We start from the raw sequence: 21,258 nt of genomic DNA on the forward strand, positions 1-21,258 counted from the left end.
CCGTGACTGACGAGCAGGAGAAGGGCCCGGACGAGCCGATCCGGGTCGGCGTGCTGGGTGCCCGTGGCCGGATGGGCGTCGAGGTGTGCAAGGCGGTGGACGCCGCCTCCGACATGGACCTGGTGGCCATGGTCGACCAGGGCGACTGGCTGTTCAACGCCTCCGACGCCGGCGCCGAGGTGGTCGTCGACTTCACCACGCCGGACGTCGTCATGGACAACCTGCACTGGTGCATCGACCAGGGCATCAGCGCGGTGGTCGGCACCACCGGCTTCACCGAGCAGCGCATCGAGCGGGTGCGCGGCTGGCTGGAGCGCAAGCCCGGCGTCGGCGTGGTGATCGCCCCCAACTTCGGCATCGGCGCGGTGCTGATGATGCAGTTCGCCGCCCGGGCGGCCCGGCACTTCGAGTCCGTCGAGATCATCGAGCAGCACCACCCGCGCAAGCTCGACGCGCCCAGCGGCACGGCCACGCACACCGCGCGGGCGATCGCCCGGGCCCGCGCCGACGCCGGGATGGCGCCCGCGCCGGACGCGACCGCCGACGAGGTGGCCGGCGCCCGTGGCGCCGACATCGACGGGGTACGCGTGCACGCCGTCCGCGCCATGGGCCTGGTCGCGCACCAGGAGGTGCTCTTCGGCACCACCGGCGAGACGCTCACCATCCGGCACGACTCGTACGACCGGGCCTCCTTCATGCCGGGGGTGCTGCTGGCCGTCCGCGCGGTCCGTACCCGGCCCGGCCTGACCATCGGCCTGGACGCCCTGCTCGACTGAGCCCGCGCCGGCCGGCCCCGCCGGGGACCGCCGGAAATGCGGTCGCCGGGCGGGGCGGGGTGCCCCTAGGCTCGCCGCCGTGATCGATGCCGCACTGCGGGACCGGGCCGGCCGCCACGTCACGTTGCGCCCGGTCGACGACGGGAACTGGCGGGCCGTCGCCGACGTCGCCCCCCGTGACGACCAGCGCGCGTGGGTGGCCGCGCTGGCCGCCCGCTACCTGCTGCTGACCATGCGGTCGGACGTCTGGACCTCGCTGGCGGTGTACGCCGACGAGGCGGTGGTCGGCCACGTCATGTGGGGCGTGGACGACGACGGCTCCCGCTGGATCGGCGGGATGGTGATCGACGCGCCCGAGCAGGACCGGGGCGTCGGGCGCGCCGCCGTCCGTACCCTCGCCGAGTGGCTGGGCGGGCAGGACGGCGGCTGCCCGGTCCGCCTGTCGTACCACCCGGACAACGTCTCCGCCGCCCGCCTCTACACCTCCCTGGGCTTCACCCTCACCGGCGTGCTCGAGGACGGCGAGCTGGTCGCCGAACTCCGCCCCTGAGCCCGCCGATCACCCGCCCCCGTCGATCATGAAGTTGACGGCACTCTTCGCGATCGACTTCGCCGCCAACTTCATGATCGTCAGGGTCGGTGGGGGACGGTGGAGGAGTCGGGGGCGGGGCGCTGGGTGGGAACGGGCGGGGCCAGGCGCAGGGAGGCGGGGAGGCCGGTGACGGTGGCCCGGCCGGCGTGGTCGACGTGGACGTCGACGGGAGCGCCGGCGACGCGGAAGCCGTGGACCGTCAGGGCGCCCAGTTCCGGGCCGGCGAGCGGACGCAGCGCCACCCGGCCGTTCGGCACGTCGGGGTGCAGACCCGCGCCGGCCTGGAGCAGCAGCACCGCGGCCGCCGCCGACCAGGCCTGCGGCCGGCACGCCGCCGGGTACGGCACCGGCCGGCCGAGCAGCGTACGGTCGTCGCCGCCGTAGAGTTCGGGCAGCCGGTGGTCGAACGCCTCGGCCGCCCCGAGCAGCCCCTCCGCCAGACCGAGCGCCGCCTCCCGGAAACCGGCCCGGGCCAGTCCGGCGAGCACGATCGCGGTGTCGTGGGTCCAGATCGACCCGCAGTGGTACGACAGCGGGCTGAACCCGGCGTCGTCGGTGGACATGGTGCGCAGCCCGAAGCCGCCGGCCAGCGCGTCGGCGGTGAGCAGCCGGGCGACCTGCGCCTCCTCCTCGCCGGAGAGCAGGCCGGTGCCGAGCAGGTGGCCGATGTTGCTGGTCAGCGCGTCGACCGGACGCTTGTCCCGGTCCAGGGCGAGCGCGGGCCGGGGGCCCGCCGGGCCGCCGTCGACCCAGAAGGTGGCGCGGAACCGGGCGGCGAGCCGTGCGGCGTACCCGCGCCAGCGGTCGGCGCCCGGGCGGTCGAACGCGTCGAGCAGGTCGGCGCCGTTGACGGCCGCCTGGTGCGCGTACCCCTGCACCTCGGCCAGCGCGATCGGCGGCGCGGCGAGCCGGCCGTCGCGGAACCGGACCGCGTCCCCGGAGTCCTTCCAGCCCTGGTTGGCCAGGCCGTGGCCGGTGGTGTCGACGTACTCGACCAGCCCGTCGCCGTCGGCGTCGGCGTGCTCGCCGAGCCAGCCCAGCGCCGCCTCCAGGTGCGGCAGCAGGGGCTCCACCTCATCGGCGGTCAGACCCCAGCGCCAGGCGTCGTGCAGCAACGCCACCCAGAGCATGGTGGCGTCGACGGTGCCGTAGTAGGCCGGCGGCAGTCGCAGCCCCTGGTCACCCAGGGCGAACTCGTGCCGGCGCAGCTCGTGCAGGATCTTGCCGGGCGCCTCGCCGGTGGTCGGGTCGATGCGGGTGCCCTGCCGGCGGGCGAGCACCCGCAGCGTCCCGGCGGCCAGCTCGGTGCCGAGCGGCAGCATCATCCGGGCCGCCCAGAGGCTGTCCCGGCCGAAAAGGGTGAGGAACCAGGGCACCCCGGCGCCGAGGAAGACGTCCCCGGGGGCGGCGGGCTCGGTGAGCCGTAGCCCCCGCAGGTCGTCCAGGGAGCGGTCGAGCAGCCGGACCAGTCGCCGGTCGTCGGCGCGCACCTCGGGCCGGGACCAGCTCGGCTCGCCGCGCGGCGCGGCCACCACGGCGCGCGGGTCGTCGACCCGCAACCCCCAGCGCAGCGTCACGGCGCCGCCGGGGGCGAGGTCGACCGGCCAGGAGAGCCGGGGCGCGGGGCCGGGGTGCGCCCGGGCGTCCTCGCCGGTGACGGTCACCGTGATGCCGTCGGCCGACCAGCTCAGCTCGCCGGGCTGGTCCGCCTTCGCCTCGATGGGCGTCCCCGTCGCGCCGGACTTCACCACCTCGATCGGGGCCAGGTCGCAGCCGAGGTCGACGCTGACCGTGGCCCGTACCGGCGCTGTGGCGGTGGAGACGACCCGTACCTCCTCGTCGAGCCCGTGCGGGCCGGCCCGGCGGGCCCGCTCGAGACGGACGGTCGGGTCGGGGCCGGGGTCGCCCAGCCAGCGGGCGAGGCCGACGAAGCGGGCGCCGTGCGGACCGTCCGGGCCGTGCGTCAGCGCCTCCGGCTCCCGCTCGTCGACCCGCAGCTCGGCCCGGGAGAGCACCCGGGCGTCGGCGTGGAAGACGCCCTGGACGCCGGCCGGGCGGATCTGCCCGGCCCGGTCACCCAACGCGCTGGTGGGGGCGTGGACCACCCCGACCAGGTCGTGCAGCAGGGGTTGCAGGTGGCGTTCGGTCACGGCTTCGGCTCCAGCTCCTGTGGGGTGCGGACGACGTCTTGACAAGTCGTCCGGGGCGGTGCAAAGTGCGAAACATTCCAGCAACTTGAACGATCTAATACTGCCGTATACGAATTGGATCGTTCAAGACGGCGAGAGGGATCAAGTGCCCGAAAAGGTGACCATCGCGACGGTGGCCCAGCACGCCCAGGTGAGCCGGCAGACCGTGTCCAACGTGCTCAACGCCCCGCACATCGTGCGCGAGGAGACCCGCCGGCGCGTCCAGGAAGCCATCGCCGCCCTCGGCTACCGGGCCAACCAGGCCGCCCGCCAGATGCGCACCGGCCGCTCCAAGCTGATCGCCGTACGGATCGAGCCGACCCGGGACGGGATCAACGGCTCGGTGCTCGACCGCTTCCTGCACGGTCTCACCGAGACCGCCGAGGCGGCCGGCTACCGCACCATGCTCTACACCGCCGCCGACACCGCCCGGGAGATCGCCACCTACGACGACCTGCTCGGCTCCTACGACCTGGACGGCTTCGTCCTCACCGGCACCGACCACGGCGACCCGCGTACCGCCTGGCTCGCCCGTCGGGACGTGCCCTTCGTGACCTTCGGCCGGCCCTGGGACGACCTCGACGCGCACTGCTGGGTCGACGTGGACGGCGCCGCCGGGACGGCCGAGGCCACCCGGCACCTGCTCGCCGCCGGGCACCGCCGGATCGCCTTCATCGGCTGGCCCGCCGGCTCCGGCGTCGGCGACGACCGGTGCTCCGGCTGGCGGAAGACCCTGCGCGCGGCCGGCGTCGACCCGACCGGGCTGCACCGCGAGGCGACGGACGGCATCGCCGAGGGCGAGCGGCAGGCCCGCGACCTGCTCGCCGCCGACCTGGCGCCGACCGCCCTGCTCTGCGCCAGCGACTCCCTGGCCCTGGGCGCCCTCCAGGCCGTCCGCGAGGTCGAGCCAGCCGTGCCGGTGATCGGCTTCGACGACACCCCGGTCGCCGCCGCGGTCGGCCTGACCAGCATCAGCCAACCCCTCGGCGAGGCCGCCGCGCGCTGCGTCGACCTGCTCACCGCCGTGCTCGACGGCACCCGGGGAGCCCCCGCTCCCGTGCTGCTCCAGCCCGCACTGGTGCGGCGCCAGACCGCCTGATCCCCCGCATCCCCCACCCAGGAGAGAAAGATGACACGATCCCTGCGCCGTTCCGCGCTGGCCGGCGTCGCCGTGCTGGCGCTGCTCGGCACCGCCGCCTGCGGCAGCGGTTTCGACGACGACGAGAACTCCGGCGCCGCGCAGTCCAGCGGGCCGGCCAACCTGCAGATCCTGATCGGCTCCTCCGGCGACGCCGAGACCAAGGCCGTGCAGGACGCCGCGGCCAGGTGGGCGACCGGCTCGGGCAACCAGGCGACCGTCACCCCGGCCCAGGACCTCACCCAGCAGCTCGGGCAGTCCCTCGCCGGCGGCACCCCGCCCGACGTCTTCTACGTCGACGCCGCCCGGTTCGCCGACTACGCCAGCGTCGGCGCCCTCGAGCCGTACGGCGACAAGATCAGCAACTCCGGCGACTTCTACGAGAGCCTGCGCACCACCTTCACCTACGACGGCAAGCTCTACTGCGCGCCCAAGGACTTCTCCACCCTCGCCCTCCAGATCAACACCGAGCTGTGGACGAAGGCCGGCCTGACCGACGCGGACATCCCGACCACCTGGGACCAGCTCACCGCCACCGCCAAGAAGATCAAGGCGAGCGGGCAGGTGCCGCTTGCCCTGGGCGACACCCGGGACCGGATCGGCGCGTTCATGGTGCAGAACGGTGGCTGGCTGCTGAGCAGGGACGGCAAGCAGCCCACCGCGGACACGCCGGAGAACCTCGCCGCGCTGACGTACGTGAAGTCGCTGCTCACCGAGGGGCTGGCCCGCTACCCGAAGCAGCTCGACGCCGGCTGGTCCGGTGAGGCGTTCGGCAAGGGCAAGGCCGTGATGACCATCGAGGGCAACTGGATCAAGGGCGCCCTCCAGAACGACTTCCCGAAGGTGAAGTACAAGGTCGTCCCGCTGCCCGCCGGGCCGAAGGGCCAGGGCACGCTCTCCTTCACCCAGTGCTGGGGCATCGCCGCGAAGAGCAAGTTCAAGGAGCAGGCGATCAAGTTCGTCGAGGCGATGACCGCCGGCGAGCAGCAGCTCACCTTCGCCAAGGCGTTCGGCGTCATGCCGTCCCGGCAGTCCGTCCGCGACCAGTACGTCGCCGCCTTCCCGGCGGACAAGCCCTTCATCGACGGCGCCGCGTACGGCCAGGGCCCGGTGAACGCCCCCAAGATGGACAGCGTCGTCGGTGACCTCGACACCGGCCTGCAGGGGCTGGCCAACGGCGACCCGAAGACCGTCCTGGAGAACTTCGACAAGAACGCCAAGGCGGCGCTCGGCGGCTGAGGTGACGACAGGGGCCCTTCCTCCGCGCCCCCGGCGTCGACCAGGGGCCCCTGTCTGCACCTCCGACCGAAGGGAGGAGTGGACATGGCAACCGACGCGCTCGCGGCGCCGGCCACCGCGGCCGGTGGACCGCCGCGCCGTCCCAAACGGGGCGTCCGAAGCAACGAGAACGTGGCCGGCTGGCTCTTCGTCGCGCCGGTGCTCGTGATCCTCGGGCTCTTCCTGCTGCTGCCGATCCTGATGGCGCTCTGGGTGAGCCTCACCGACTGGAACGGCCAGGGCAGCCCGTTCACCGGCCGGGTGCCGTTCGTCGGCGCGGACAACTACACCCGGCTCTTCACCGAGGACGGGCTGGCCCGCCGCGACTTCATGACCAGCATCCGCAACAACCTCTACTACGTGGCGATCGTCGTACCGGTGCAGACCGCGCTCGCCCTCGGCCTCGCGCTGGTGGTCAACAACCGGATGCTCAAGGGGAAGGGCTTCTTCCGCAGCGCCTTCTACTTCCCGTCGGTGACCAGCTCGGTGGCGATCAGCGTCGTCTTCCTGTTCCTGTTCGCCAACTCCGGCGCGGTCAACGCGCTGCTCGGCGTCTTCGGCATCTCCGGGCCGCAGTGGTTCGCCGACTCCCGGGGGGTGCTGCACCTGCTGCTCGGCGCGGTCGGGTTGGACACCGCACCGGCCGCGCTCGCCGACGGCGGGCCGTTCGGGCTGAGCTGGTGGGAGTGGATCTCCGGGCCGAGCGTCGCGATGATCTCGATCATCACGCTGGTCGTCTGGACCACCTCCGGCACCTTCATGCTGATGTTCCTGGCCGCCCTGCAGAACGTCCCGGTGGCGCTGGACGAGGCGGGCATGCTGGACGGTGCGAGCCGCTGGCAGCGGTTCCGGTACGTCACCCTGCCGATGATCAGGCCGACCATGTTCCTGGTGCTCACCCTCGGCCTGATCGGCTCCTGGCAGGTCTTCGACCAGGTGTACGTGATGAGCCAGGGTGAGCCGGCCAAGACCACCCTCACCCCGGCCTACCTGTCGTACCGGACCGCGTTCCGGGACTTCGACTACGGCTCCGGCGCGGCGATCTCGTTCGTGCTGTTCCTGATCATCATCGTCTTCACCGTGCTCCAGCGCCGGATGCTCGCCGAGCGGGACACCGACGTGCCGCGGCGCGGCCGGTGGCGTCGACGCGTACCGGGAGGGTCGTCGTCATGACCGCACTCACCGACCGCCCGCCGGTGGCGGCGGCGCCCGCCCGGCGCGGCGGCCGCGGCCCCCGCACCCTGACCACCCGGATCCTCGGGTACGCCACCCTGATCCTCTTCGGGCTGATCTTCCTCTACCCGTTCGTCATCCAGCTCGGCAACTCCTTCAAGACCGAGCCGGACGCGGCGGCCAACCCGCTCTCGCCCTTCCCGGACCCGGTGACCCTCGCCGGCTTCGAGCGGATCTTCGCCGGGACCAACTTCCCGCTCTGGCTCGGCAACTCGCTGCTGGTGACCGTGCTGGTCACCCTCGGCCGGGTCTTCTTCGACTCGCTCGCCGGCTACGCGCTGGCCCGGCTGCGGTTCAAGGGACGCTCGGGGCTCTTCGCCGCGGTCATCGCGGTGATGGCGGTGCCCGGCGTGGTGCTGCTGATCCCGAAGTTCCTGGTGCTCAACCAGCTCGGCATCTACAACAGCTACGCCGGGCTGGTCGTGCCGCTGCTCGCCGACGCGGCCGGCGTCTTCATCATGAAACAGTTCTTCGAGTCGATCCCGGTCAGCGTGGAGGAGGCGGCCCGCATCGACGGCGCCGGCATCTTCCGCACCTACTGGTCGGTGGTGCTGCCGATGGCCCGGCCGGCGCTGATCACCCTGACCATCCTGTCGTTCCAGGGCTCCTGGAACGAGTTCCCGCACAGCCTGGTCGCGGTGCAGGACCCCGACCTGTTCACCCTGCCGCGAGGCCTGGCCGACCTGGTCAGCGGCTCGCTCGGCAAGGGCACGCAGTATCCGCTGAAGCTCGGGGCGGCGCTGCTGGCCACCATCCCGGTCGCCGTGCTGTTCGTGGTCTTCCAGCGCTACTTCGTCCGGGGCGCCAACGAGGGCGCCGACAAGGGCTGACCCGACCGGTGGCGGTTCCCGGCCGACCGGGAACCGCCACCGACGCCGCCGGCCCGCCGTGGCCCGGTCAGGGGTCGAGGCGGGTGGGCAGGCCGAAGCGGGGGAAGAGCCGCGGGTCGAGGAAGTGGGTGAGCCGGCTGATCCGGCCACCGGAGAACTCCAGCAGCTGGATCGAGAAGGACCGGTGCCCGCCGGCCGGGTCGGGCCGGTACTGCGCCATGGCGGGGCCGCCGTTGGCCGCCACCCGAACCAGCCGGGAACCCCGGCAGTCGGCGCCCGGCCCGGCCAGCCACCGGCCGATGTCGCCCGCCCCGCGCAGCCACATCCGGTACGGCGGCATGCTCTGCACCGCGTCGTCGCGCAGCAGGCCCACCAGGGCGTCGATGTCGTACCGTTCGAAGACCTCGACGTAGCGGTCGAGCAGGCCCCGGTGCTCCCGGTCCAGGGGCGGCCCCGGCGCGGCGGCGGCCCCGGCGGCCATCGTGGCCCGGGCCCGTTGCAGCGCGCTGTTGACCGCGGGCACGCTCGCGTCGAGCAGGCCGGCGACCTCGTCGGCCCGCCACCGCAGCACGTCCCGCAGGATCAGCACCGCGCGCTGCCGGGGCGGCAGGTGCTGGAGCGCGGCGACGAACGCCAGCCGGACCGACTCGCGGGCCACCGCCAGCTCCGCCGGGTCGCCGACGGTGGCCAGCACCGCCGCGTCCGGGGCGGGCTCCACCCACCGCCCGGCCGGCTCCGGTGCGCCGAGCGCGGCCGCGACCGGCGAAAACGGCAGCCCCAGGTCCGTCGGCAGCGCCCGGCGGCCCCGCGCCCGGAGCTGGTCGAGGCAGACGTTGCTGGCGATCCGGTAGAGCCAGGTGCGCAGGCTGGACCGGCCGTCGAAGCGGTCGAGGCCGCGCCAGGCCCGCAGCAGGGTCTCCTGGACGGCGTCCTCGGCGTCGTGCACCGAGCCGAGCATGCGGTAGGCGTAGCCGGTCAGCTCGACCCGGAACCCGTCCAGCTCCGCCGGGTCGCCCGCCGAAGTCGCGGTCATGCGGCCACCGTAGGCAGTCCCACCGACACCGCGCACACCGACGACGCGTGCGCCCGACCGATCAGGCCCCGGCGACCGGCTCGGTGGGCACCGCGACGTGCAGGCGCACCTGCGGGACCAGCATGTCGTCGACGTCCAGGGCCCGGGCCGCGCCGTCCGGCTCCCAGCCGGTGCTGGTGAGGAACTTCCGGGTCGCCTCGTCGCCGTCGAAGGCCCAGGCCACCGCCCGGGCGAAGCCGTCGGAGCGCCACAGGTCCACGGCGGCGGCGAGCAGCCGGCTGCCGTGCCCGCGCCGGCCCCACCGCGGCTCCACCAGCAGGTCGGTCACCGCCACCACGCCCGTGCCGAGGGCCTCGGCCGGCTCGCCCGGAGCGAGCGCCTCGGCGTCCGCCGGACCGGAGGCGGCGAACCCCACCAGATAGGATTGCTCGGCCTGTTCGACGGCGACCAGCACGCGGTGGGCGTCGGAGGGCGGCTCCTGCACCGCCGCGCTCCACCGCCGGGCGAGCCACGCCTCGTCCAGGTTGTCGAGCACGTGCCGGGGCAGGATCCGGCGATAGGCGACCCGCCAGGTCGCGAGCTGGATGCGTGCGATCTCGCCGGCGTCCTCGGGACGCGCCGGGCGGACGTACCCCATGGCCATGGGACGGAAGCCTAGGGCACAGCGAGGGAGGCGACGGTGGCGCAGGGTGCCAGGCGGACGGCGTGGCAGGTCGTGGGGGTGGTCGCGCTCGCCGTCGCGGTGACGGCCTTCCTCTCCGTGGCGGCCGTCCGGCACGGCTTCTTCGACCTCAAGGTCTACTACGGCGCGCTGACCTTCTGGGTGCACGATCACGGCGAGATCTACGACTACCTCAAGCCCGGCACCCAGTACGGCTTCACCTACCCGCCCTTCGCCGCCCTGGTCATGCTCCCCATGGCCTACCTGCCGTGGCCGGCGGCGATCACGGTCAGCGTGGCCGCCAGCGTGGTGGTCAGCGCCGTGCTGATCCGTTGGCTGCTCGACCCGGTGGCCCGCCGGGCCGGCTGGACCCGCTGGTTCACCCTGGCGGTGGCGCTCTGCCTGGCCGCCGCCTTCGAGCCGATGCGCGAGACGGTCAACTTCGGCCAGGTCAACATGCTGCTGCTCTTCCTGGTCGCGGTGGACCTGCTCCGGCTGCTGCCGGCCGGCAGCCGGTGGGCCGGGGTCGGCATCGGGCTGGCCGCCGCGATCAAACTGACCCCGGCCGTCTTCGTCGTCTACCTGCTGGTCACCCGCCGCTGGCGGGCCGCGTTCACCTCGATGGCCACCGCGGTCGGCGCGACGCTGCTCGCCGCCGCGCTCTTTCCCGACGCCTCCCGGGAGTTCTGGACCACGGCGCTGTGGAACACCGGCCGGGTCGGCGAGCTGGCGTTCGTCTCCAACCAGTCGCTGCGCGGCGTGGTGGCCCGGCTCGACCCGGAGCAGCCGAGCACGCTGGCCTGGCTGGTGCTGGTCCTGGCCACCGTGGCGCTCTGGGTCCGGCGGTCTCGGGCGGCGGTGGCCGTGGGCGACGAGGCGACCGGGCTGGCGCTGACCGGCGCGGTGATGTGCCTGGTCAGCCCGGTGACCTGGGTGCACCACCTGGTGTGGCTGATCCCCGCGCTGATCCTGCTGGTCGACAACGCCGTCGCCGCGCCCGCCGGGAGTCGGCGGCGCCGCGCCCTGGCGGCCTTCGCGGCGATCGCGTACGCCCTGCTGATCAGCCGGATCGTCTGGGCGTGGGAGAAGGACTTCACCGGGGTGGACGGCTTTCTCGGCAGCAACACCTACGTCTGGATCAGCCTGGCGCTGCTGGTGCTGCTGCCGATCCGCCCGTGGGCCCGCGCCGCGCCGGCCGGCCCGTCCGGGCCGGTGGAGCCGGCCGGGTCAGCGGTCGAGCCGGCCGGCGTACCGCAGCTCGTCGAGCCGGACCGGGGGGCGCCCGCCGGAGAGCGGCACCGGGTAGGTGCACCGCTCACCGTCGGTTGACAGCCCGGCCCGCTCGTAGAAGCGGCGGGCCCGCGCGTTCTCCGCCAGCACCCAGAGCCGGTACTCCCGCCAACCCCGCCCGGCCAGGCCCGCGCGGGCGGCGGCGAGCAGCGCCGGCGCGGTGCCGTCGCCCCAGTGCGCCGGCTCGACGTACATCGCCACCACCTCGCCGTGGGCCGGGTCCAGGTCGTCCCGGTCCTGGTTGTTCCGGTACGGCCCGAAGGTGGTGAAGCCGACCGTCGCCCCGTCGACCTCGGCGAGCAGGGTGGTGAACGGGTGCTCCGGGTCGGCCGTGCCGACCTCGCGCCGGCGCTGCGCCCAGGCCGCCGGGTTGAGTCGGCGCAGCACCTCGTCCGGCATGATCCCGGCGTAGCCGGCCTGCCAGCCGTGGATGTGCACCCGGGCGATCGCCTCGGCGTCCTCGGGCTCTTCGCGGCGGATGGTGAGCATGTGTCCGTTCTATGCCCCGACCGGCGGTGGGTCCAGCGGCCGCTCCGGGAACGGACCGATTGATCATGCGCCGGGTCGGCGGGCGGTCCGGTGTCGTACCGCTGGGCTAGGGTGCCCGACGATGGCCGCACCGGACTCGCTCTCGCTCGCCCAGGCCCGGCGGGTGGCGCTCGCCGCCCAGGGCTTCGCCGACCCCGCGCCCACCGGCGTGCCCACCCGGCGGCACCTGCGCCGGGTGCTGGACCGGGTCGGGTTGATCCAGATGGACTCGGTCAACGTGCTGCGACGGGCGCACTACCTGCCGCTCTACAGCCGGCTCGGGCCCTACCCGACGACCCTGCTGGACGCCGCCGCCTACCGGCGGCCCCGGGAGCTCTTCGAATACTGGGGCCACGAGGCGTCGCTGGTGCCGGTGGGGCTGCACGCGGCGCTGCGCTGGCGGATGGCCCGGGCCCGGGAGCACGCCTGGGGTGGCATGCGCCGCATCGTGCAGGAGCAGCCCGAGCTGGTGGCCTGGGTCCGTGACGAGGTGGCCGCCCGGGGGCCGCTGACCGCCGCCGAGATCGAGCACGACGCTCCCCGGGAGACCGGCAACTGGGGGTGGAACTGGTCGGCGGTGAAGCAGGCGCTGGAGTTCCTCTTCTGGGCCGGTGAGGTCACCGCCGCCGAACGGACCACGTCCTTCGCCCGCCGCTACGACCTGCCGGAGCGGGTGCTGCCGGCGGCCGTGCTGGACGCGCCCACGCCGACCGACGCCGACGCGTACCGCACCCTGGTCGCGGTGGCCGCCCGGTCGCTGGGGGTGGCCGCCGAGCCGGAGCTGCGCGACTATTTCCGGCTGCCGCTGGCCGGGGCCCGGCAGGCGATCGCCGAGCTGGCCGAGGCCGGCGAGCTGCTCCCGGTGGCGGTGCAGGGCTGGCGGCAGCCGGCCTGGCTGCACCACGCCGCCCGGTTGCCCCGCTGGGTCCGGGCCAACACCCTGGTCAGCCCCTTCGACCCGCTGGTCTGGGAGCGGGCCCGCACCGAGCGGCTCTTCGACTTCAGCTACCGGATCGAGATCTACGTGCCGGCGCCGCAACGGGTGTACGGGTACTACGTGCTGCCGTTCCTGCAGGGCGAGCGGTTCACCGCCCGGGTCGACCTCAAGGCCGACCGGAAGGCGGGCGTGCTGCTGGTGCCGGCGGCCTGGGCGGAGCCCGGCGTCGACCCGGGGGAGACCGCCGTGGCGCTCGCCGCGGAGCTGCACCGGCTGGCCGCCTGGCTGGGCCTGGACGCGGTGGCCCCACCCGCCGCCGGGGATCTCGCCGGTCCGCTGGCCGCCGCCCTGAGCGGCGTGGCCGGTGTACCGTGAGCGCGTGACGAGCGTTGACGGGTCCACCGCCCGGCCGGGTCAGCAGGGCGCCGACGGCGAGGCGGCGCCGGTCGGGCCCGCCGGGGACGCGCCGGCCGCACCGACCCCCGGCTCCGCGACGGCGCACGTCGTTCCCACGGCGGATCCGGCGCACCCCGCACCGGGCGGCTGGCCGACCGAGGCGGCGGTGGCCTACCAGCCGGTCGAGCCGGACCGGCTGACCCGGTTCGTGCTCCGGGTCCACGAGCGCTCACCGCGCTGGGCGGTGCCGCTGGCCGCGCTCGGCTGCGTCGGCCTCGGCATGGCGTACGCCCTGGTCAACGACCCGACCACCAGCGCACCGGACGCCGCCCCCAGTTGCCTGCTCAAGCTCACCACCGGGCTGGACTGCCCGGGCTGCGGGGGCACCCGCGCGCTCTGGTACGTGCTCCACGCCGACCTGCCCGCCGCCGCCCGGCACCACTTCCTCTTCGTCTTCGCGCTGCCCTTCCTGGCGTACCTCTTCGTCGCCTGGGCGGGGAAGCAGGCGTTCGGCTGGCGCCTGCCGGAGCTGCGGATCAGCTCACCGATGATCATCGGCTTCCTCGGAGCCTGGCTGGCCTTCTCGGTCGTCCGCAATCTCCCCTGGGCCCCGTTCACCGCCCTCTACGTCTGACCCCGCCCGCCCCGCGACGGGCCGTCAGCGAGATCTTGGACACTTGCCGTTCGGCCTGAACGGAAACTGTCCAAGATTCGCAGCTGAAGGCCCGTGTCGCGGCCGGTAGGTCGAGTTTCGCGTGGCGGGGTCGGGCCACTACAGTGCCAGGAATGCCGGAGATGGTGCAGCCCCAGGTCAAGCTGATCGCGTGGACCCAGTTCCAGGCCCCGGACGACGTGCCGTGGTCGACCGACGCGGACGGCGGGCAGGCCCTCGCCGAGTTCGCCGGCCGGGCCTGCTACCAGAGCTGGAAGAAGCCCAACCCGGCCACCGCCACCAACGCCGGCTACCTGGCGCACATCCTCGAGGTGGGCCACCTGAGCGTGCTGGAGCACGGCTCGGTGAGCTTCTACTTCACCGGCGTCTCCCGCTCGTTCACCCACGAGCTGATCCGCCACCGGCACTTCTCGTACTCCCAGCTGTCCCAGCGGTACGTCCCGGAGCGGGACGCCGCCATGGTCGAGCCGGCGGTGATCGCCGAGGACCCGGAGCTGCACAAGAAGTTCGTCGAGGCGGCCGAGGCCAGCGTCCGGGCGTACACGGAGCTGCTGGAGGGGCTGGAGCAGCGCTTCGCCGACGAGCCCAACCCGACGCTGCGCCGCAAGCAGGCCCGGCAGGCCGCGCGCGCGGTGCTGCCCAACGCCACCGAGACCCGGATCGTGGTCACCGGCAACTACCGCGCCTGGCGGCACTTCATCGGGATGCGGGCCACCGAGCACGCCGACGTGGAGATCCGCGAGCTGGCGGTGGAGTGCCTGCGGCAGCTCCAGCGGGTCGCGCCGAACGTCTTCGCCGACTTCGTCATCACCACGCTGCCGGACGGCACCGAGGTGGCGACCAGCCCCCACGCCCAGCTGTCCTGAGCCCTTCCCCGCCGGTCGTCCGGTGGTCGTCCGCTAGGTTGTGAGCATGACGCACGACCACCCTGCCGCCCCTGACCGGGGCGTATCCCGCCCGTTCGGGCGACTGCTCACGGCCATGGTGACCCCGTTCACCGCGGACGGCTCCCTCGACCTCGACGGCGCCGTACGGCTCGCGGGCCACCTCGTCGACGAGCAGGGCAACGACGCGCTCGTGCTCAACGGCACCACCGGCGAGTCGCCCACCACCACCGACGCGGAGAAGGAACGGCTGATCCGCGCGGTGGTCGAGGCGGTCGGCGACCGGGCCCGGATCGTCGCCGGGGTGGGCACCAACGACACCCGGCACACCATCGAGCTGGCCGCCTCGGCGGAGAAGGCCGGCGCGCACGGCCTGCTGGTGGTGACCCCGTACTACAGCAAGCCGCCGCAGAGCGGTCTGCTGCGACACTTCACCGCGGTCGCCGACGCCACCGGCCTGCCGGTCATGCTCTACGACATCCCGCACCGGGCCGGGGTGGAGATCGCCACCGACACGCTGGTGCGCCTCGCCGAGCACGGCCGGATCGTCGCGGTCAAGGACGCCAAGGGCGACCTGACCGCCACCAGCTGGGTGACCAGCCGCAGCGACCTGGCCTTCTACAGCGGCGAGGACGCGCTCACCCTGCCCGCGCTGGCCGTCGGCAGCGTCGGCCTGGTGGGCACCTCGACCCACTTCACCGGCGCGCTGACCAAGCAGATGATCGAGGCGTACGACCGGGGCGACACCACGACCGCGCTGACCCTGCACCGGCGGCTGCTGCCGCTGTTCACCGGGATCTTCCGCAGCCAGGGCGTGATCCTGGTGAAGGCGGGCCTGGCGGCGAAGGGGCTGCCGGCCGGTCCGGTGCGCCCGCCCCTGGTGGACGCGACCCCCGACGAGATCGCCCAGCTGCGCGCGGACTGCGCGGCGGCGGGCCTGGAGCTGCCCGAATGATCGAACGACACGACGGACGCCGGGTTACGGCGTCGCAGAATGAGGTGGACGCGTGACCGAGGCGCACATCGAGGGTGCACTGCCCCCGCCGCTGCCGGAGGGTGGCCTGCGGATCATCCCGCTCGGCGGGCTCGGCGCCATCGGTCGGAACATGACCGTCTTCGAGTTCGACGGGAAGTTGCTGATCGTCGACTGCGGGGTGCTCTTCCCCGACGTCGAGCAGCCCGGCGTGGACCTCATCCTCCCCGACTTCGGGCCGATCCTGGACCGGCTGAACGACGTCCAGGCGATCGTGCTCACCCACGGCCACGAGGACCACATCGGCGCGGTGCCGTACCTGTTGGCCCACAAACCGGACATCCCGCTCGTCGGTTCCCAGTTCACCCTGGCGCTGGTCGAGGCGAAGCTGGCCGAGCGGCGGATCCAGCCGTACACGCTGACCGTGCGGGAGGGGGGCCGCGAGCGGCTCGGCCCGTTCGAGTGTGAGTTCTTCGCGGTCAACCACTCGATCCCGGACGCGCTCGCGGTGGCCATCCGCACCCCGGCCGGCCTGGTGCTGCACACCGGCGACTTCAAGATGGACCAGGTCCCGCTGGACGGCCGGATCACCGACCTGGCCGGCTTCGCCCGGCTCGGCGCCGAGGGCGTGGACCTGCTGCTGTCGGACTCCACCAACGCGGAGATCCCCGGCTTCGTCACCCCGGAGCGGGAGATCGGGCCGGTGCTCGACGCGACCTTCGCGAAGGCCCGGGGGCGGATCATCGTCGCCTCGTTCGCCTCCCACGTGCACCGGGTGCAGCAGGTCTTCGACTCCGCCGCCGAGCACGGCCGCAAGGTCGCCCTGATCGGCCGGTCGATGGTCCGCAACATGGGCATCGCCCGCGACCTGGGCCTGCTCAACATCCCGGCCGGCCTGGTGATCGGCATCGAGGAGGCGACCACGCTGCCGCCCGACCAGATCGTGCTGATGTCCACCGGTTCGCAGGGTGAGCCGATGAGCGCGCTGGGCCGGATGGCCAGCGGCGACCACCGGCACATCACCATCGCCCCCGGCGACACGGTGGTGCTGGCCAGCTCGCTGGTCCCCGGCAACGAGACCTCGGTCTACCGGGTGATCAACCGGCTGGCCCGGGCCGGCGCGGTGGTCGTGCACAAGGACGTCGCCAAGGTGCACGTCTCCGGTCACGCCCCCGCCGGTGAGCTGCTCTACCTGCTCAACGTGGTCCGCCCCAGCAACCTGATGCCGGTGCACGGCGAGTGGCGGCACCTGCGCGCGCACGCCCGGCTCGGCATCGAGTCCGGGGTCGCGCCCGACCGGGTGGTGCTCTGCGAGGACGGCGACGTGGTCGACCTGGTCGAGGGCCGGGCGAGCCTGGTCGGGCACGTGAAGAGCCGGTACGTCTACGTCGACGGGCTCGCCGTCGGCGACGTCAGCGAGTCGCTGCTCACCGAGCGGCGGATCCTCGGCGACGGCGGTTTCATCGCCACCACCGTGGTGGTCGACTCGGTCACCGGCAAGGTGGTCGCCGGCCCGACCCTGTCGGCGAAGGGCTTCTCCGAGGACCCGGAGGCGTTCAACCCGGTGGTCCCGTTGGTCACCGAGGCGCTCACCCGGGCCGCCGCGGACGGCATCACCGACCCGCACCAGCTCCAGCAGATCGTCCGGCGCACCGTCGGGCGCTGGGTCAACGACAAGTACCGCCGCCGTCCGATGATCGTCCCGACGGTCGTCGAGGTCTGACCCCACCGGCACCGCACGCCGGTCCACCGTCCGCGGTGGGCCGGCGTCGTCGTCTCCGGGTACGCCCGGAACCGGTGACCGGACGACCACGCTGCGTCGATCATCGGCGATTCCGTTCAACCGATCGGCGGTCGTCTCCGTATTCCGTCCCGGCAGGCGTACCCCGCGCCGGCCGGGAGGAGCGTGGCGGATGGACCGCAGACGGATGACAGCCATCGGCGTGGTGGTGGCGGTGGCGGGCGTGACGGCGGCGGTGACCCTGCCGTCGTTCGCCGGTGAGAACGCCGGCCCACGCGCCGGTGGACCGGCCGACGCGACGGCGACCGCCGGCGTCGCCCCCGAGGTGGTGGCCGCGATGAGCCGCGACCTATCGCTCAGCCGCGAGCAGGCGGTGCGGCGGTTGGCGGCCGAGCGCCGGGCCGTCGGCACGGTCGACCGACTCCGCGCCGAACTGGGCGCCGCCTACGGCGGCAGCTGGTTGAGCGCGGACGGGGCCACCCTGACCGTGGCGGTCGCCGACCCGGCCCGGGCGGCCCGGGTGAAGGCGGCCGGCGCGGTGCCGAAGCAGGTCGACCGGGGCGTGAGGGAGCTGGAGGCGGTGAAGGGCCGGCTCGACTCCGTCGGCCGGCAGGCCACCCCCGACATCGCCGGCTGGTACGTCGACGTCGCCGCGAACACGGTGGTGCTGCTCGCCCGCCCCGGCGCCCGGGACGCCGCCCGCCGCTTCGCCGCCGCCAGCGGCGTGCCCGCGGGATCGGTCCGGGTCAAGGAGTCCACCGAGGCCCCGCGCCCCCTCTTCGACGTGCGCGGCGGTGACGCGTACCTGATCAACAACGCCGGCCGCTGCTCGGTCGGCTTCTCGGTGGTGGGCGGCTTCGTCACCGCCGGGCACTGCGGCGGGGTGGGGGACCGCACCACCGGCGCGAACCGCGTCGCGCAGGGCACCTTCCGGGCCTCGTCGTTCCCCGGCGACGACTGGGCCTTCGTCGAGGTGAACGCCGAGTGGACGCCGACCGGCGTGGTGAACGACTTCAACGGCGGCGTGGTGCCGGTGAACGGCTCCGTCGAGGCGCCGGTCGGCGCGTCCATCTGTCGCTCGGGCTCCACCACCGGCACCCGGTGCGGGGTGATCCAGGCCAAGAACGCCACGGTGAACTATCCGGAGGGGACGGTCACCGGGCTGACCCGGACGAACGTCTGCGCGGAACCGGGCGACTCCGGCGGGGCGTGGCTCTCCGGCGACCAGGCGCAGGGCGTCACCTCCGGCGGCTCCGGCGACTGCACCCGGGGCGGGGTGACCTTCTTCCAGCCGGTCACCGAGATCCTCCAGCGCAACAACCTGACCCTGGTCACCGCGGACGGCCAGTCCGCGCCGGCCGAGCCGCCGGCCGGTGGGGACGTCACCGCGCCGCCGGCCACCGCCGCCCCGACCGCCCCGCCGGCCGCCGGCGGGGAGGCGTCGGTGTGCACCGGTGAGGTCAGCCGGACCGGTGAGATCGCCGCCGGCCGCTCGCAGGCCCAGCCGGACGGCCGCTGGTACCTGGCCCAGGCCGGTGCCCAGAGCGCCTGCCTGGACGCCCCCGACGGCGCCCAGCTGGTGCTGGAGCTCCAGCGCTGGTCCGGCACCGGCTTCCAGACGGTGGCGCGGGCCGGCACGCGGGACGGGGTCGCGCGGCTCGCCGTCGACGGCGCCGCCGGCGCCTACCGCTACCGGGTCACCGCGCTGAGCGGGTCCGGCGCGTACACCCTGGCGTTCTCCGCCACCTGATCCGGCGACCCGCCGCGGGCCGCGACCCCCGACCACCACCGCCCGGTGGTCGGGGGTCGCTCCGCGTCAGGGCAGCGCGGCGACCGCTTCGGCGTACGCGACGCCGGTGGCGACGGTCGCGTCGACCAGGACGCCGAGCTGGGTCGGGGCCACCCCGTGTTCCAGGTCGGTGCTGATGTCGCCGGCCAGCACCAGCTCCCCCTCGCCCAGGTCGTGCACGTACGACTTGGGCAGCAGCCGGTCGTGGTTCCAGGCGTTGCAGAACTCGTACGCCTCGGCCAGCCGCCCCACCGGCAGCCGCCGGATGGCCACCACCCGGGCGTGCAGGATCTCCCCGCGCCGCCCGAGCCGCCGGAACTGGATCACCGCGTCGTCCCAGCGGCCGACCACCACGCCGTCGTCGTCCACCGCGTACACGTCGCCCCGCCGGTCCAGGGTGGCCGTGATCATCGCCAGGGTCAGCGGCACCGGCTCGTCCGGCGCGGGGGCGGCCGGACCCGGGTCGTCGGTCTCCCCGGCGTCGTCGTCGGGCAGCGGCACCGCCGTGGCGAGCGGGCGCTCGGCCAGCCAGGACGCGATCCGGCCGGACTGGTGCCCGGTGCCGTTGCGCGCGTCGAAGCTGCCGGCGAGCCGGGTGGCCAGCGCGAGCAGGTCGGTGCCGAGGGTCTCCACGTCCGGTTCGGCCGCCGGCCGGGCGCCGTGCGCCGGGCGGGGCACCCGTCGCCCGCCCAGCCCCGCCTCGGCGGCCAGCAGGCAGACCAGCGCCCCGGCGGCGGCGAACTCCATCGCGGAGAGGTCGTCGTACGGGTGGTCCAGCCGGGGCAGCTGCTCGGCGAGGATCGCCAGCCCCCGTTCCGGATGCCCGGCCAGCGCGCAGAAGCGCAGGTGCGCCGCGAGGTACGGGAAGGCCGCCCGCTCCCGCCGGTGCCGCCGGTACGCCCGCAGGTGCGCCGACCCGGCCCGCTCGGCCCGCCCGGTGCGCAGCCACGGCAGCAGCGCCGCCGCCATGGCCCGCTCCGGCTGGTCGGTGCAGTCCAGCACCCCCTCCAGCACCGGGCGCAGCGCGGCCAGGGCCGCCGCGTCGTCGCCCCAGCCGGCCAGCAGCTCGGCCCGTCGGGCGGGCAGGCAGCCGGGGCAGCCGGCGACCGGGTCGGGGTCGGTGGCGGACCAGTGGTCGTACCAGCGCCGGGCGGCGGGTTCGTCGCCGAGGTGGTCGGCGAGCCGGCAGCGCAGCTGGGCGACCACCCCGGCCTCCCCGCCGGCCCGGTCGGCCAGGTCGTCGAGGAGCGCGCGGGCCTGGTCGAGCCCGACCCGGGGCGTGCCGACGGCCGCCTCGACCGCGTAGCGCTGGTGCCGGCGCAGCCGCTCGGCGTCGCCCGGTCGCGCGTCGAGCAGTCCCGGGTGCCGGTCGACGGTGGCGAGGCAGCGCCGCACCGGCTCGGGCACCCGCCACCGCTCCCCGTGCGACAGATACGCCTCGACCAGCGCGAACCGGGCGTCCAGCGCCGACCGCGCGTCGCCCACGGCGTCGGCACGGGCGGCGATGCGCTCCAGTTCGGCGAAGCGGGGCTCGCCGTCCGGTAGGTCGCGGGCGTCGGCGAGCGCGGCGACCAGGTCCGGATCGCGGCGCCCGACCGGAGCGGCCGGCGCCTCGGGCTGCCCGCCCCGGCCGCTGGGCGGCTCGGGCTGCCCGCCCCGGCCGGCGTCCCGGTCGCCCGTCGGGCCGCCGGGTCCGCCGCGGTCGCCCGTCGGGCCGCCTGGTCCGCCGCGGTCGCCCGTCGGGCCCGGCCGTCCACCCTGGCCGGTGGCGGGGCGGCCCGGGTGGGGGAGGAAGTCGCCGGCGGTCACGGGGTCGTCCCGCCCGGCAGTCGACCGACGGCGGCGGCGAGCTGGCAGCCGGTCGAGACGCCGCAGTCGATGAGCTGGTCGAGCTGGTGCGGGGTGACCCCACGTTCCAGGTCGGTGATCACCTCGCCGCAGACCCGGGCCCGCCCGTCGTCGTCGACGTGCACGAACGCCTTGGGCCAGAGCCGGTCGTGGTTCCAGGAGTTGCAGAAGCCGTAGAGCGCCGGGACGTGCTCGATGCCGAAGGTCGGCGCGGCCAGGGTGCGTACCTGGAGCAGCTCGCCGGCGGCACCCGGGCGGAGGAACCAGATCAGGCTGTCCTCCCAGCGACCGACCAGGTCGCCGTCGGCGTCCACGGAGTACGCGTACCCCCGGTTGCGCAGCACCGCGGCGATCAGGTCGCCGGTCAGCGGCCGCAGCGTGTGCGGGTGCCCGGCCAGGGGGTCGTGCGGACCGTCCTCGAAAGCAGGCGACGCCATCGGGCATCCCTTCTGAGGCGAATAACACGTCT

At 74.4% G+C, this 21,258-nt stretch carries 19 protein-coding genes; 13 read left to right on the top strand and 6 right to left on the bottom strand.

What is annotated here, in order from left to right; translation table 11 throughout:
- The first annotated feature begins 2 nt into the window (after positions 1-2).
- Together dapB and AC5L3Z_RS27790 are read left to right on the top strand one after the other, a co-directional pair.
- On the top strand, positions 3-776 hold the full coding sequence (gene dapB / locus AC5L3Z_RS27785; protein ID WP_494846167.1) for a 4-hydroxy-tetrahydrodipicolinate reductase: 774 nt from the start codon (positions 3-5) through the stop codon (positions 774-776).
- A gap of 79 nt (positions 777-855) precedes the next feature.
- On the top strand, positions 856-1,326 hold the full coding sequence (locus AC5L3Z_RS27790) for a GNAT family N-acetyltransferase (RefSeq protein ID WP_494846168.1): 471 nt from the start codon (positions 856-858) through the stop codon (positions 1,324-1,326).
- Positions 1,327-1,406: 80 nt separating this feature from the next.
- Here the strand turns inward: AC5L3Z_RS27790 and AC5L3Z_RS27795 are convergent, their stop codons facing one another.
- A complete protein-coding gene (locus AC5L3Z_RS27795) occupies positions 1,407-3,518 on the bottom strand; it encodes an amylo-alpha-1,6-glucosidase (RefSeq protein WP_494846169.1) in 2,112 nt (703 codons plus the stop codon).
- Between the two features lie 145 nt (positions 3,519-3,663).
- Here AC5L3Z_RS27795 and AC5L3Z_RS27800 point away from each other — a divergent pair, with 145 nt between their 5' ends.
- The 4 genes from AC5L3Z_RS27800 to AC5L3Z_RS27815 all read left to right on the top strand — a co-directional run bounded on the left by AC5L3Z_RS27800 (position 3,664) and on the right by AC5L3Z_RS27815 (position 8,036).
- Positions 3,664-4,656 carry a LacI family DNA-binding transcriptional regulator gene (locus tag AC5L3Z_RS27800; RefSeq protein WP_494846171.1) on the top strand — a complete coding sequence of 331 codons (993 nt, stop codon included), beginning with the start codon at positions 3,664-3,666 and terminating at the stop codon, positions 4,654-4,656.
- Positions 4,657-4,686: 30 nt separating this feature from the next.
- On the top strand, positions 4,687-5,934 hold the full coding sequence (locus tag AC5L3Z_RS27805) for a sugar ABC transporter substrate-binding protein (protein ID WP_494846173.1): 1,248 nt from the start codon (positions 4,687-4,689) through the stop codon (positions 5,932-5,934).
- Between the two features lie 84 nt (positions 5,935-6,018).
- A complete protein-coding gene (locus tag AC5L3Z_RS27810) occupies positions 6,019-7,146 on the top strand; it encodes a carbohydrate ABC transporter permease (RefSeq protein WP_494846174.1) in 1,128 nt (375 codons plus the stop codon).
- Positions 7,143-8,036, top strand: coding sequence for a carbohydrate ABC transporter permease (locus AC5L3Z_RS27815; protein ID WP_494846175.1), 894 nt, complete (start codon positions 7,143-7,145; stop codon positions 8,034-8,036). Before AC5L3Z_RS27810 ends, AC5L3Z_RS27815 begins: the two co-directional genes overlap by 4 nt.
- Before the next feature lie 67 nt (positions 8,037-8,103).
- Here AC5L3Z_RS27815 and AC5L3Z_RS27820 read toward each other — a convergent pair whose 3' ends face one another.
- Together AC5L3Z_RS27820 and AC5L3Z_RS27825 are read right to left on the bottom strand one after the other, a co-directional pair.
- Positions 8,104-9,069, bottom strand: a complete 966-nt coding sequence (locus AC5L3Z_RS27820; RefSeq protein WP_494846176.1) for a sigma-70 family RNA polymerase sigma factor — start codon at positions 9,067-9,069, stop codon at positions 8,104-8,106.
- A gap of 61 nt (positions 9,070-9,130) precedes the next feature.
- The gene (locus AC5L3Z_RS27825) at positions 9,131-9,712 is read right to left on the bottom strand and encodes a GNAT family N-acetyltransferase (RefSeq protein WP_494846178.1); all 582 of its coding nucleotides are present in this window, start codon (positions 9,710-9,712) and stop codon (positions 9,131-9,133) included.
- 36 nt (positions 9,713-9,748) lie between these two features.
- On the opposite strand from AC5L3Z_RS27825, the gene AC5L3Z_RS27830 reads away from it, so the two are divergent.
- Positions 9,749-11,059 (top strand): glycosyltransferase 87 family protein, encoded by a 1,311-nt coding sequence (locus AC5L3Z_RS27830; RefSeq protein ID WP_494846179.1) that lies wholly within the window; start codon positions 9,749-9,751, stop codon positions 11,057-11,059.
- Here AC5L3Z_RS27830 and AC5L3Z_RS27835 read toward each other — a convergent pair.
- Entirely contained in the window at positions 10,958-11,509 is a 552-nt protein-coding gene (locus AC5L3Z_RS27835; protein WP_494846180.1) for a GNAT family N-acetyltransferase, read from the bottom strand. The two genes, AC5L3Z_RS27830 and AC5L3Z_RS27835, sit on opposite strands and share 102 nt — an antisense overlap.
- Before the next feature lie 121 nt (positions 11,510-11,630).
- On the opposite strand from AC5L3Z_RS27835, the gene AC5L3Z_RS27840 reads away from it, so the two are divergent.
- The 6 genes from AC5L3Z_RS27840 (at position 11,631) to AC5L3Z_RS27865 (ending at position 18,902) form a co-directional block, all read left to right on the top strand.
- Positions 11,631-12,860: a winged helix-turn-helix domain-containing protein gene (locus AC5L3Z_RS27840; RefSeq protein ID WP_494846182.1), complete on the top strand. Its 1,230-nt coding sequence runs from the start codon at positions 11,631-11,633 to the stop codon at positions 12,858-12,860.
- Between the two features lie 4 nt (positions 12,861-12,864).
- Positions 12,865-13,515: a DUF2752 domain-containing protein gene (locus AC5L3Z_RS27845; RefSeq protein ID WP_494846183.1), complete on the top strand. Its 651-nt coding sequence runs from the start codon at positions 12,865-12,867 to the stop codon at positions 13,513-13,515.
- A gap of 161 nt (positions 13,516-13,676) precedes the next feature.
- Complete coding sequence (gene thyX, locus AC5L3Z_RS27850) at positions 13,677-14,420, top strand: FAD-dependent thymidylate synthase (protein ID WP_494846232.1); 744 nt, start codon at positions 13,677-13,679, stop codon at positions 14,418-14,420.
- Between the two features lie 46 nt (positions 14,421-14,466).
- Positions 14,467-15,393 carry a 4-hydroxy-tetrahydrodipicolinate synthase gene (gene dapA, locus AC5L3Z_RS27855; protein ID WP_494846184.1) on the top strand — a complete coding sequence of 309 codons (927 nt, stop codon included), beginning with the start codon at positions 14,467-14,469 and terminating at the stop codon, positions 15,391-15,393.
- A gap of 52 nt (positions 15,394-15,445) precedes the next feature.
- Positions 15,446-17,134: a ribonuclease J gene (locus AC5L3Z_RS27860; protein ID WP_494846185.1), complete on the top strand. Its 1,689-nt coding sequence runs from the start codon at positions 15,446-15,448 to the stop codon at positions 17,132-17,134.
- A gap of 190 nt (positions 17,135-17,324) precedes the next feature.
- Positions 17,325-18,902 carry a S1 family peptidase gene (locus AC5L3Z_RS27865; protein WP_494846187.1) on the top strand — a complete coding sequence of 526 codons (1,578 nt, stop codon included), beginning with the start codon at positions 17,325-17,327 and terminating at the stop codon, positions 18,900-18,902.
- Positions 18,903-18,968: 66 nt separating this feature from the next.
- Here the strand turns inward: AC5L3Z_RS27865 and AC5L3Z_RS27870 are convergent, their stop codons facing one another.
- Together AC5L3Z_RS27870 and AC5L3Z_RS27875 are read right to left on the bottom strand one after the other, a co-directional pair.
- On the bottom strand, positions 18,969-20,516 hold the full coding sequence (locus AC5L3Z_RS27870) for a YbjN domain-containing protein (protein WP_494846234.1): 1,548 nt from the start codon (positions 20,514-20,516) through the stop codon (positions 18,969-18,971).
- Positions 20,517-20,746: 230 nt separating this feature from the next.
- Complete coding sequence (locus AC5L3Z_RS27875; RefSeq protein ID WP_494846188.1) at positions 20,747-21,226, bottom strand: YbjN domain-containing protein; 480 nt, start codon at positions 21,224-21,226, stop codon at positions 20,747-20,749.
- Positions 21,227-21,258 lie beyond the last annotated feature (32 nt).

This window comes from Micromonospora sp. LZ37, from assembly GCF_059359015.1.